We start from the raw sequence: 12,777 nt of genomic DNA, 5'->3' as shown, positions 1-12,777 counted from the left end.
GAGTGGTTGCGGACCGTACGCAGCCGGAACGGCCCGCCGGACGAACGGAATTGACCGACGGCTGCCGGGGGTGGCGACGTGGACGACTACGCGGGACGGGTGCTCGCCGACCGCTACCGCCTGCCCCTGCCGCCGTCCGACGAGTACGAACTCACCGAGACCCGGGCCTTCGACACCTACAGCGGTCAGGAAGTCCTGGTCCGCCAGATCCCGTTGCCGGAGGTCGTCGAGGCCGAGGTGCTCGACGCGGACGGTCTGCCCGACGGCTTCACGGCCCGGGACGCCGGCGCCCGGCACCCCGGCAGGCGGACCCCGGCCGCGGGCGGCGGCCCCAGGCGGCCGGCCGATCCGGTGGTACGGCGTGCCGTCGAGGCCGCGCAGGCCGCGGCCGCGGTGCCCGACCATCCGCGCCTGGACCAGGTCTTCGACGTCTTCGCCGAGGGCGGTTCGCTGTGGATCGTCAGCGAGCTGGTGGCCGCGAGGCCGCTGGCCGCGCTGCTCGCCGAACAGACCCTGACGCCGTACCGGGCGGCCGAGGTGGCCTCCGACGTCCTCCTGGCGCTGCGGGTGCTGCACTCGTACGGCTGGGTGCACCGCAACATCACCGCGCGCACCGTGCTCGTCTGCGACGACGGGCGGGTCATGCTGACCGGCCTGGCGGTCGGGGCGGCGGAGGAGGCGCTGTGCGGGTACGACCCGGTGCCCCCGCCGCCCGACGAGGAGCCGGGCACCGCCGTCGACCCGGACGGGACCTTCGGCCCCGGTGACGGCGCCCCCCGGACCGGCGTCTACGGCCCCGGTGACGCCGACCCCGAGGCCGCCCGGCGGGCCGCCATCGAGGCGCGCGGCGTCGGCGGGCTCCCGGCGCCCGGGGCTCCGGGGCCGGGCGCAGGCCCCGCCGGGCTCGCGCCCGCGTCGCTCGACGCCGCCGGGGACGCCCGTGCCGCGCGCGCCGGTGCGATCGCCGCCTACCGCGCGGGAGCCAGGGCCGCCGCCCGCGTCCAGGAGGTCCAGAACGGCCGCGCGGCGCTGCCGGGCGCCCGCCCCGCCCCCGACGACGCCTCGCGGTCCGGCGACCCCGGCACGCCGGGCGGACACCCGGGCTACGCCACCGGTCCCGGCACCCCGTACGACGACGCAGACGGCCCGGGCACCGGACCCGGCGGGGCGGGGCCAGCCCGGGGCGTCGAGACCGGCGCGACGACACAGGACGCCGGGCCCTGGCCCGGGCCGGGGAGCAGGCGGTCCGGCTTCGCCACCGTTCCCGGCCGGGAGACACACCCGGGCAACCCCGACCCCGATGCCGCGTCCGGTGGCCCCTGGGGCGACGAGGGCGTCGGTGACCCCGCCTCGTCCGGTGGTGCCGCCGTCCCGCCGGGGCAGATCGCCGACCCCTACGGCGTACGCACCACCTCCTGGCACGGCGCCGCGCCCCGTACCTCGGGCGGTCCGGCGTCCTCCACGGCTCCCCACACCGGCGACCCGGCGTTTCCCGCCCCCCGCCAGGCCGGTGAACCGGGGGCGCCCGGACGGGCCCTGCCCACCGCGCGGCAGGAGGGCACCGAGGGTCCCGCCGCCGCATGGCGGGAGGCCAACCCCGGTGCCGCCACGGCGCCGTCCCCCGAGACCGACGCCCCGGCGCGGGAATCCGCCCCCGGGGTCGCAGGGCGGGCGGAGGGGGATGCCGCGGTGCCGGGGGGTGGGGGCGTGGCCGGTGCGCGTTGGGACGACCTGGCCGCCCGTGCCCCCGTGCCGCGTGGTCCGGCCACCGCGCTCGCCGCCGAGCGGGCCCGGCAGACGCGGATGGCCGTGGTCGGGCCCGTGACCGAGCGCTGGGCGCCGGAGCAGGCCGGTCCGGTGCACGAGAACTGGCAGCTGGCCGCGCCCATCGGCCCCGCCACCGACCTGTGGGCCCTGGGCGCGCTGCTCTTCCGCGCCGTACAGGGACACGCGCCCTATCCGGAGGAGTCGACCGCCGAGCTGGTGCAGATCGTGTGCGCGGAGCCGCCGGCGTTCGCCGAGGAGTGCGGGCCGCTGCGGCCGGTCGTGGAGTCGCTGCTGCGTCAGGACCCCATCGAGCGCATCGAGTTCGAGGAGCTGAGCGGCTGGCTGCGTTCACTCGTACGGTCCGCCCCCGAGCCGGAGGCGGGCCTGCACGTCATCTCGGCGCCGCCCGTCGAGACCGGCCGACTGCCGATCGTGCGCCGCCGCGGCGAGCTGGTGCGCAGGCGGCGTGCCGGGCTGCCCGCGCACCATGGACGGCACAAACGGGACAGGCCGGAGACCGGCCGCTCCCCACGCAGCCTCGGCCGGACCCTGCTCCTGCTGATACTGATGGCGATGGCGGTCGCGGTCGCGTACGCCATGTTCTTCATGCCGAAGGACGACACCAACGGCACCGGCACCGCCGACCGGACCGGCGCCGCCGACGAGGCGAGCCAGGCGCCGCCCGCCAAGTCGCCGGACGTCAGCAGCGAGCCCCGGCCGGACCAGACCTCCCCGAAGCCCGACCCCGACGCCTCGCGGACGGCCGGCGGCACCGAGACCCAGTCCAACGTCGCCGACGGCTTCACCCTGCGCAAGGACCCGGAAGGCTTCCGCGTCGCCGTCGCCGACGGCTGGAACCGCACGCCCCGCAACGGCAGCGGCCAGGTCGTCTACGGCAAGGGCGACTTCGAGCTGATCGTCGTACCGGGCCGCGACCGCACCTCCGAGTTCGGCGACGACCCGATGGCCTACCAGCGCGACAGCGAACCGGAGTTGGCGTCGTACCGCGCCTCCAGCTGGGCCACCTCCAGCGGCCTGAAGACCATCGAGGTCGGCGGACGGACCATGGCGGAGGGGCAGTTCACCTGGACCGCCGCCGGCGGCGAGCTGTACGTGCGCAACGTCGCCGTCCTGATCGACGGGCGCTACCACGTGGTGCAGGTCCGTGGTCCGGAGGCGGAGCGTGACGAGGTGAGCAGGCTGTTCGAACAGGCCTCGGCCACCTACCAGTACACGCGCTGAGTACAGTTCGGCCCGATGGTTGCCTCCCGTCACGGAAAGCGACAACCGTCACAAGGCGGTTTCCATCCCACCCCACCCGTTCCCCGGACGGGAGCCGGTCCCTAATGTGGCCCTGACAAGACCATTGCGGGGCAACGTGAATCAGATGCAGGGCCGGCTCGTCGCGGGACGCTACCGGCTCGGGGAAGCCATCGGCAGCGGCGGCATGGGCCGGGTGTGGCGCGCACACGACGAGGTGCTGCACCGGACCGTCGCCATCAAGGAATTGACCGCCGCGCTCTACGTCTCCGAGAGCGACCAGGCCATACTCCTGGCGCGCACCCGGGGCGAGGCGCGCGCGGCGGCGCGGATCAACCACTCGGCCGTCGTCACCGTGCACGACGTACTCGAACACGACGGCCGGCCGTGGATCGTCATGGAGTTGGTGGAAGGCCGCTCGCTGGCCGACGCCGTCAAGGACGAGGAGCGGGTCGACCCGCGGGAGGCGGCCCGGATCGGCCTGTGGGTGCTGCGTGCCCTGCGCGCCGCGCACACCGCCGGCGTCCTGCACCGCGACGTCAAACCGGGCAACGTGCTGCTCGCCGACGACGGCCGGGTGCTGCTCACCGACTTCGGCATCGCGCAGATCGAGGGCGACTCCACCATCACCAGGACCGGAGAGGTCGTCGGCTCCGTCGACTACCTCGCGCCCGAGCGGGTCCGCGGCCACGACCCCGGACCGTCCTCCGACCTGTGGGCGCTCGGCGCGACGCTGTACACGGCGGTGGAGGGCAGATCGCCGTTCCGCCGCACCTCCCCGCTCACCACCATGCAGGCGGTCGTCGAGGAGGAGGCCACCGAGCCCCGGTACGCCGGTGCGCTCGCGCCCGTCATCAGCGCCCTGCTGCGCAAGGACCCGGCCGAGCGGCCCGACGCGACCGAGGCCGAGCACCTGCTCGCCCAGGCGGCCGAGGGCCGGCGCCCGGACGCGGCCCAGGCGTACGTGCCGACCACCCAGTACACGGGGCCCCCGCCGCAGGCGGGCGACACGGCCCAGCAGGGGATGCCGGGGGCTCCGGGGACGCCCGGGTCGTCGACGGCACCCGGGATGCCGGGCGCACCGGGGCACACCGGCGGGAGCACCGCCACGCCGTACCCGCCGACGACCGGCCCCACGACGGTCGGCCCGGCCCCGACCGGGCACACCGCGCCGGGTTACCCGATGGCACCGGCGGCAGGCGGCCCGGCTCCCGGACGCGCCCGGCGGGTCCGCATGCGCACGCTCGCCCTGGTCGTCGCCGTCGCCGCGCTCATCGGCGCGGGCACCGCCGTGGTCCTGCAACAGCGCGACGACGGCGGCTCGTCGGCCGGCGCCGACCCCACCCAGGGGTCGTCCGCCTCCCCTTCTCCCTCCGCCTCCGGCACGACCGGCAAGGGCCCCGGCGGTTCCGTCCCGGCCGACTGGACACGCCGCGACGACCCGCTGGGTTTCAGCCTCTACCTGCCCGAGAACTGGCAGCGGAAGGACTTCGACGGCGACAGCGGCGAACTGCGGCAGATCGACTACACCCCCGACGGCGGCGAACACTTCCTCCGCATATCCGTCGACACCGCGCCGGACTACAACGACCCGTACGTCCACCTGCAGGACCTGGACGCGCAACTCCGCCAGCGGTTGGTCGACTACCGGCGCGTCAGCCTGGAACGCGCCGGCTACCGCGACCGCGACAGCGCCCGGTGGGAGTACACCTTCACCGCGCTGGCGAAGGACACCGAGTTCCCCGGACCGCGCCGCGCCGTGTCGCAGACGTACATGTCCCGCGACGGTGTCGAGTACGCCCTCAACATGTCGGGACCGGCGAGCGACTGGCCGACCACGGAGCGGCGGTTCAAGGCGGTGCTGCAGAGCTGGCAGGAGAAGACCGGCTGATCCGCGCCGTCGGCGCAACGCCGCTCACGCGCCCGTCGGTTGTCGGCCACCCGTGTGACAGCGGCCCGGAGCGGGTGCGTCCGGTGGGGCATGATGGGACGCATGGTGACCGAGGGGGCGGGCGGGCGTCTCGTCGCGGGCCGTTACCGGCTCCACGAGCGGCTCGGCCACGGCGGCATGGGGATCGTGTGGCGGGCCACCGACCAACTGCTCGCCCGCGAGGTGGCCGTGAAGGCGCTGCCCCTCGACGAGACGCTCTCCGCGGCCGAGGCCCGACGGCGCCGTGAGCGCACCCTGCGCGAGGCCCGCGCGGTCGCCCAGCTGCGGCACCCGCACGTCATCGTCGTGCACGACGTGGTCGAGGACGACGAACGCGCGTACATGGTCATGGAACTGGTCGACGGCGGCTCACTCGCCGACCGCGTCCTCAGCCGCGGCCCCGTCGACGCCACCGAGGCCGCCCGCATCGGCATCGCCCTGCTCGACGCCCTGGGCACGGCGCACGCGGCGGGCATCCTGCACCGGGACGTGAAGCCGTCGAACGTGCTGATCGCCGAGGACGGCCGGGTCGTCCTCACCGACTTCGGGGTGGCCCAGGTCGCGGGCGCCACCACGCTCACCGAGAGCGGTTCCTTCGTCGGTTCCCCCGAATACACCGCGCCGGAGCGGATGTCCGGTGCCGGGACCGGGCCCGAGTCCGACCTGTGGTCGCTGGGCGTGCTGCTGTGCGCGGTCCTCAGCGGCGCGTCCCCCTTCCACCGCGACTCGCTGGGCGGCGTCCTGCATGCCGTGGTCACCGAGGAGATCCGTCCGCCCGCGCAGGCCGCACCGCTCCTCCCGGTCGTACGGGGCCTGCTGGAACGCGACCCGCGACGGCGGCTGGACGCGGCGTCGGCACAGCGGATGCTGCGCGCCTTCCTCAGCACGGGCCGTACGCCCGCGACACCGGCGCAGGCCGCGACCGGCGAGCCCCCGCGCGCGCGACCGAGCGTGAAGCGGAGCGTGCTCATGGCGGTGCTGCTGGTCGTCGCGGCGGCGGGTGCGGGCGTCTCGGCGGCCGCGCTGCTCGCGGACGGAGGCGACGACGGGGGTGGTACGCCGACGAGTTCGGTGCCCGCCACGCCGACGCCCACCCCGACGCCGCCGACGACGGAGTCGGCGTCGCCGACCGCCTCCGGTTCCGGCACCGGTACCTAAACGGGAGATAAGCGGCAACCCGCGTCACGGGTCTGTGACCGACGCGCACCGGCGGTGGAAAGGCGCGCGCCCGGCGCGGTATGGATGGACCATGAGCAGCAACGGGGGGCCCCGCAGCGGGGCGGACGAGCCGACCAGTTTCGACCTGCGACCACCGAACCCGCCGGCCGGCGTGCCGCATCCCGGCAATCCGTACGCGACACCCACGCAGGTCGTACCGCCGCGGTCGCAGTCCGCGTCGTCCACACCTCCGGCGCCCGGCCCCTCGCCCGCCGCGCCGGACCCGGGTGCCGGGCGGCTCATCGCCGGCCGGTACCGCCTGATCGCCAGGCTCGGGCACGGCGGCATGGGCACGGTGTGGCGGGCCAAGGACGAGACCGTCGACCGCGAGGTCGCCGTCAAGGAACCCCGCGTCCCCGACCACCTTCCCGAACGCGAACGGGCCAACGCCTTCGAGCGGATGCGCCGCGAGGCGCGCGCCGCCGCCCGGCTCGACCACCCCGCCGTGGTCGACGTGCACGACGTGGCGGTCGTGGACGAGCAGCCGTGGATCGTGATGGAACTCGTGCGCGGGCGCTCGCTCGGCGACGCACTCCAGGAGGGCACGCTGAGCGCGCGCGAGGCGGCCCGCGTCGGCCTGGAAGTACTCGGCGCGCTGGAGGCCGCGCACGCCGCAGGCGTCCTGCACCGGGACGTGAAGCCGGACAACGTCCTGCTCGGCCGGCACGACCGGGTCGTCCTCACCGACTTCGGCATCGCCCAGATCGAGGGCGAGACCAGCCTGACCGACACCGGCGGCTTCGTCGGCTCGCCCGAGTACATCGCCCCGGAGCGGGTGCTGGGCCAGCGCCCCGGCCCGGCGAGCGACCTGTGGTCCCTGGGCGTGGTGCTGTACGCGGCGACGGAGGGCGTCTCGCCGTTCCGCCGCAGCAACACCCCCGCCACCCTGCAGTCGGTGCTCAACGCCACGCCCGCGCCGCCCGCCTCCGCGCAGGGCCCGCTGGCCGAGGTGATCACCGGCCTGCTGGACAAGGACCCGGCGCGCCGCCCGGACGCCACCCGGGTCCGCGCCCTCCTGGACGCCGCCGCGAACCCGCCGGCGCCGCCGCCCACCCAGGTGGTGCGGCTGGACGGGCCCGAGCAGCCGGGCGCGGCGCCCGCGTCCCGCTGGAGCGTCCGGCTGGGCCGCAACGCGTGGATCACCCTCGGCGCGGTGGTCGTCGCGGCGGCGGTGGCGTCGTACCTGGTCGTCGCGGACCCCTTCGCGGGACCCCTCCCGGAGGGCTGGAAGCAGCACAAGCTCGACGGCAAGGTCCGCATGAGCGTCGGGGTGCCCGCCGAGTTCGTGAAGGCGAAGCACGCGGAGGACTGGGACGGCACCAACGAGACCTTCGCCGACCCGAGCGGCGCCGTCACCGTCTCGGTGGACCGGGACATCAAGGACGACGACAAGACCAACGAGATCCCGGACACCGCCGGCGCCAACGCCTGGGCGGACTGGGAGACGCTCAAGGACGGCGAGTACTCCTGGAACTTCGCCGCCGATCCCGCGCCCGAGGGCGAGCCGAGCGAGACCGAGTACAAGGGCGAGAAGGCCGCCGAGAACACCATCGCGTACACGACCGCGGACACGCAGAACCCCCGCGCGCGCGAGTTCCACATCCTGTACTACCGGGCCGACAACGGCGACATGTACAAGGTCTCGATCGACTACCCGCGCGAGGGCTATTTCGCCGACGAGGGCCGGGAGATCGCCCGGACGGTGATCGCCAACTGGGAGGTGGCCGGCCTCTGAGCCGGTAAAAGAAGGGATCGCGTCCCGACCTTCCGCACAACGCCCTGATCAGCGGGTTTGTTGCCAGCGATCACTGGCGGCATGTGAGCACTCGGTGAATCACCGTGAATCCGCATTACCGACGGGTACACAAAGCCCGCGCGGCGTCATACCCTGCGGCTCATGACGGACGCGCAGGCCCCGGAACTCACCGGCACGAACCCCCTCGCCCCCACCCCGGAGGGCACCCGCACCGCTGCCGACGTGGTCACGCCCGAGCTGGTCGCCCAGCTCACCAAGGGCGTGGCCGGGTCCGGCCGCACCGCCAACCACACCCCGTTCACCGGCGAGAAGCTGGCCGACCTGCCCGAGTCGACGCCCGAGGACGTGGCCGCGGCCTTCGAGCGGGCCCGCGCCGCCCAGGCCGTGTGGGCGCGCACGCCGGTACGGCAGCGCGCCGCGGTCCTGCTGCGCTTCCACGACCTGGTCCTGGAGCGCCAGGCCGAGGTCCTCGACCTCATCCAGCTGGAGACCGGCAAGGCCCGCCTGCACGCCCACGAGGAGGTCCAGGCCGTCGCCGTCGCCGCCCGGCACTACGGCCGCAGGGCCCCCGCGTACCTGCGCCCCAAGCGGCACACCGGCGCCGTACCGACCCTGACGAAGGTCACCGAGCTGCGCCACCCGCGCGGCGTCGTCGGCCAGATAGCCCCGTGGAACTACCCGCTGGAGCTGTCCGTCGGCGACGCGCTCCCCGCCTTCGTCGCGGGCAACGCCGTCGTGATGAAGCCCGACACCGAGACCTGCCTGACCGCCCTGTGGGCCCGTGACCTGCTGATCGAGGCCGGTCTGCCCGCCGAGGTCTTCCAGGTCGTCCTCGGCGAGGGCCCGGTCGTCGGCCCCGAGGTCGTCAGGCATGCCGACTACGTCTCCTTCACCGGCTCCACCCGGACCGGCCGCGAGGTCGCCCAGGGTGCCGCCGCCCGCCTGGTCGGCGTCTCCCTCGAACTCGGCGGCAAGAACGCCATGCTGGTCCTCGATGACGCCGACATCGAGAAGGCCGCGGCGGGCGCCGTACGCGCCTGCTTCTCCTCGGCCGGCCAGCTCTGCATCTCCATCGAGCGGCTCTACGTCCACGAGTCCGTCGCCGACGCCTTCCTGGAGCGCTTCGCCGCCCGCACCAGGGCCATGCGGCTCGGCACCTCCCTCTCCTACGGCGCCGACATGGGCTCGCTGGTGGGGGAGCGGCAGCTGGAGACCGTGAAGGCACACGTGGCGGACGCCGTGGAGCGGGGCGCCAAGCTCGTCGCCGGCGGGGTCGCCCGCCCGGACATCGGCCCGTACTTCTACGAGCCGACGATCCTCGACGGCGTCGTGGCCCCCATGACCGTGTGCACCGAGGAGACCTTCGGCCCGGTCGTCTCCGTCTACCGCTTCACGACCGAGGACGAGGCCGTCGACCAGGCCAACTCCACGCCGTACGGCCTGAACTCCTCGGTGTGGACGAAGAACTCCCGGCGCGGCCACGAGGTCGCCGCGCGGATGCGCACCGGGACCGTCAACATCAACGAGGGGTACGCCCCCGCCTACGGCAGCGTCCAGTCCCCGATGGGCGGCATGAAGGACTCCGGCCTCGGCCGCCGGCACGGCTCCGAGGGCATCCTCAAGTACACCGAGGCCCAGACCGTCGCCCACCAGCGGCTGCTGCCGATGGCGCCCTCGCTGGGAATGGACGACGAGAAGTACGCGGCGTTCATGAGCCGGAGCCTGCGGCTGATGAAGGCATTCCGCTTCCGCTGATCCACCCCACCACCGCCCGTTCTCAACGAGGAGAGCACGTGTCGCAGGAGAACTCTGTCCAGACCCGGGACGAGAACGGGTACGACTACGACGTCCTCGTCGTGGGGTCCGGCTTCGGCGGCTCCGTCTCCGCCCTCCGCCTCACCGAGAAGGGCTACCGCGTCGGAGTCCTGGAGGCGGGCCGCCGCTTCACCCGCGAGTCGCTGCCCAGGAACTCCTGGGACCTGAAGAACTACCTGTGGGCGCCGAAGCTCGGCATGTTCGGCATCCAGCGCATCCACCTGCTCGGGAATGTCATGGTCCTGGCAGGAGCCGGGGTCGGCGGCGGCTCCCTCAACTACGCCAACACCCTCTACGTGCCGCCGAAGCCCTTCTTCGACGACCCCCAGTGGCGCGACATCACCGACTGGCACGAGGAACTGGCCCCGTACTACGACCAGGCCAAGCGCATGCTGGGCGTCCGTCTCAATCCGACGATGACCCCCTCCGACGTGCACCTGAAGGCGGCCGCCGAGCGGATGGGCTGCGGCGACACCTTCCACATGGCGCCGGTCGGCGTCTTCTTCGGCGACGGCGAGGACGCCGACGGCACGGCGAAGGCCGGGCCGGGTCAGCAGGTGCCCGACCCGTACTTCGGCGGCGCGGGCCCCGACCGCAAGGCCTGCAACGAGTGCGGCGAGTGCATGACCGGCTGCCGGCACGGCGCGAAGAACACCCTCAACGAGAACTACCTGTACCTCGCCGAGAAGGCCGGCGCCGTCGTGCACCCGATGACGACGGTCGTGTCCGTCACGGACGACTCGCGCGGCGGCTTCGCGGTCGCCACGCTCCCCACCGACCGCAAGAAGCGCGGGAAGCGCGGAAGCACGGACCCGGGCCGCACCTTCACCGCCCGCCGCGTCGTCATAGCCGCCGGCACCTACGGCACCCAGACGCTGCTGCACCGCATGAAGGCGGGCGGCCAGCTCCCCTACATATCCGACAAGCTCGGCGAGCTGACCCGCACCAACTCCGAGGCACTGGTCGGCGCCCAGACCGACGACCGGCGCTACCGCAGCGCCACCGGCGAGGCCCGGGCCGACTTCACGCGCGGCGTCGCCATCACGTCCTCGATCCACCCGGACCCCAACACCCACATCGAGCCGGTGCGTTACGGCAAGGGCTCCAACTCGATGGGCGGCCTGTCCATCCTCCAGGTCCCCTACGCCGGGCAGACCGCCTCGGGCACGTCCCGCGTCCTGGGCTTCCTGGGCCACGCGGCCAAGCACCCGCTGCTGGTCCTGCGTTCGCTGTCCAACCGCAAGTGGTCCGAGCGGACCATCATCGGCCTGGTCATGCAGTCCCTGGACAACTCCCTGTCCACGCACCTGAAACCGAACGGCGTCGGCAAGGGCCTGCTCACCGCGCGCCAGGGCCACGGCTCGCCCAACCCCAAGCAGATCAAGGCCGCGACCGAGGGCGCCTCCGCACTCGCCGCCGAGATCAACGGCTTCGCCGGCTCCAACGTCGGCGAGCTGATGGGCACCCCGCTCACCGCCCACTTCCTCGGCGGCTGCCCGATCGGCGCCTCCCGCGAGACCGGCGTCATCGACCCGTACCACCGCCTCTACGGCCATCCCGGCATCTCGGTCGTCGACGGCGCCGCCGTCTCGGCCAACCTCGGTGTCAACCCGTCCCTGACCATCACGGCGCAGGCCGAGCGCGCGATGTCGTACTGGCCGAACAAGGGCGAGAGCGACCCGCGCCCCGCGCAGGGCACCGGGTACGCACGCGTGGCCGCCGTCGAGCCCCGATCGCCGGCCGTACCGGAGAAGGCCTTCGGCGCGCTGCGGCTGCCGTTCCTGAACGTGCCGACGGTGCCGCCGAAGAAGTAGCGGCCTCAGAAGAAGCAAGAAGCGAGAAGCAAGAAGCGAGAAGAGAAGAGAAAAAGAAAAGGTGAGCGGGACCCGCACCCCCCTCCGAGCGCGGGTCCCGCTCACCCAGCCTGTGTCACGCCGCTCCCGCGGGCGTCAGGTGTCCGAACCGGTCCTGCGCCGCCGCACCGCGAACACCGCGCCGCCGCCGACGACCACGGCGAGCCCGCCGACGACGCCGATCACCGGCAGCGCGGAGCTGGAGCCGGTCGCGGCGAGGCTCCCGGTGACCTCCGGGGTGTCGGCGGCCGGCTTCTCGGCGGCGACGGGCGCCTTGCCGCCCTCCTGCGGCCGGGTGCCCTCCGTGTCCGTGCCGGGGGCCACGATCCGGAACCTGTAGGCGACGTCGCCGAAGCCGGTGCACCGGCCGTCCGCGTCGCCGTAGATCGTCGCGCCGAGGGTGAAGCCCGTGCCGACCGGCGCACCGGCCCGCACGTCGATCCGCAGCGGGATGTCGACCTCGTAGTCGGGGGCCAGTTCGTCGGTGTAACCGATGTAGCCGACCGCGTAGCCGAGTTCGTCGAGGTTCTCCCAGGTCTTGTCCTCGGCGTTCCAGGCCTGGAGGCGGACCTTCTCGCTCTCGAACAGCTCCTCGCCGTCGCGGTCGGCGGAGGCGCCGGCCAGGTATTCGAGGTTCTGGAGCGTCGAGCCGGAGTTGTTCGCCACGTTCAGCGAGAACTCGTGCCAGCCGCTGCCCGCCGCTATCTCGCCGGGCAGGCCCTCGATGTCGACGTCGACCTTGGTGTCCTCGCACACCGACGGCTCGGGGACCGGGGTCTCGGTCTCCTCGGGCGCGGAGGTGCTCGGCGACGGGGCCGCGGGGGCGGACGTGGTCGTCTGCGAGCCGTCGGGGGCGGGAGTGCCCTCGCCCGTCGTGCTCGGGGGCGGGGAGGTCGGGGAGCCGGGCGAACTCGTGGCCGGGCTCGTCGAGTCGCTCGGTGCGGGCGAGGTCTCGCCCGTCGACCCGCTCTGGGGCGGTGAGGTGTCCGAAGAGGCGGACGGGGACGGCGACGTACTGACGGTCGCGGAGGCGGCCGGGGCCGCGAGCAGCGCGACGGGGGAGATCACTGCCGTGACGGCGGCTGCGGCCAGGGCGCGACGAAGCTTCATGCCCGTTTGATCAGTGGAACCTGTGAATGGTTGTCCCCGTATTCACAGAATCCTTATGTGTGCTGGGT

The 12,777-nt window shown here is 73.9% G+C and carries 7 protein-coding genes; 6 read left to right on the top strand and 1 reads right to left on the bottom strand.

Annotated elements, in window-relative coordinates; translation table 11 throughout:
* Positions 1 to 78: 78 nt before the first annotated feature.
* From ACZ56V_RS03045 to ACZ56V_RS03020, 6 genes are all read left to right on the top strand, one after another.
* Positions 79 to 3,009 (top strand): protein kinase, encoded by a 2,931-nt coding sequence (locus tag ACZ56V_RS03045; protein ID WP_468938767.1) that lies wholly within the window; start codon positions 79 to 81, stop codon positions 3,007 to 3,009.
* A 145-nt stretch (positions 3,010 to 3,154) separates the two neighbouring features.
* Positions 3,155 to 4,918, top strand: coding sequence for a protein kinase domain-containing protein (locus tag ACZ56V_RS03040; RefSeq protein WP_467380469.1), 1,764 nt, complete (start codon positions 3,155 to 3,157; stop codon positions 4,916 to 4,918).
* A 93-nt stretch (positions 4,919 to 5,011) separates the two neighbouring features.
* Complete coding sequence (locus ACZ56V_RS03035; RefSeq protein ID WP_398912451.1) at positions 5,012 to 6,115, top strand: serine/threonine-protein kinase; 1,104 nt, start codon at positions 5,012 to 5,014, stop codon at positions 6,113 to 6,115.
* A gap of 91 nt (positions 6,116 to 6,206) precedes the next feature.
* Entirely contained in the window at positions 6,207 to 7,910 is a 1,704-nt protein-coding gene (locus ACZ56V_RS03030) for a serine/threonine-protein kinase (protein ID WP_398912332.1), read from the top strand.
* Between the two features lie 162 nt (positions 7,911 to 8,072).
* Positions 8,073 to 9,686: a succinic semialdehyde dehydrogenase gene (locus ACZ56V_RS03025; protein WP_398912333.1), complete on the top strand. Its 1,614-nt coding sequence runs from the start codon at positions 8,073 to 8,075 to the stop codon at positions 9,684 to 9,686.
* 38 nt (positions 9,687 to 9,724) lie between these two features.
* Positions 9,725 to 11,560 (top strand): GMC oxidoreductase, encoded by a 1,836-nt coding sequence (locus ACZ56V_RS03020; RefSeq protein ID WP_398912334.1) that lies wholly within the window; start codon positions 9,725 to 9,727, stop codon positions 11,558 to 11,560.
* Between the two features lie 135 nt (positions 11,561 to 11,695).
* Here ACZ56V_RS03020 and ACZ56V_RS03015 read toward each other — a convergent pair whose 3' ends face one another.
* Positions 11,696 to 12,709, bottom strand: coding sequence for an LPXTG cell wall anchor domain-containing protein (locus ACZ56V_RS03015; RefSeq protein WP_468938763.1), 1,014 nt, complete (start codon positions 12,707 to 12,709; stop codon positions 11,696 to 11,698).
* Between the last annotated feature and the right edge of the window lie 68 nt (positions 12,710 to 12,777).

Source organism: Streptomyces sp. NPDC034099, from assembly GCF_055575415.1.
The sequence above is the reverse complement of the archived record's forward strand: the minus strand, read 5'-3'. Positions and strand labels throughout refer to the sequence as shown.

Coding starts and splice junctions, on each gene's coding strand:
- ACZ56V_RS03015 (WP_468938763.1), bottom strand. CDS start 12,709: ATGAAGCTTCGTCGCGCCCTGGCCGCAGCCGCCGTCACGGCAGTGATC.
- ACZ56V_RS03040 (WP_467380469.1), top strand. CDS start 3,155: ATGCAGGGCCGGCTCGTCGCGGGACGCTACCGGCTCGGGGAAGCCATC.
- ACZ56V_RS03025 (WP_398912333.1), top strand. CDS start 8,073: ATGACGGACGCGCAGGCCCCGGAACTCACCGGCACGAACCCCCTCGCC.
- ACZ56V_RS03035 (WP_398912451.1), top strand. CDS start 5,012: ATGGGACGCATGGTGACCGAGGGGGCGGGCGGGCGTCTCGTCGCGGGC.
- ACZ56V_RS03030 (WP_398912332.1), top strand. CDS start 6,207: ATGAGCAGCAACGGGGGGCCCCGCAGCGGGGCGGACGAGCCGACCAGT.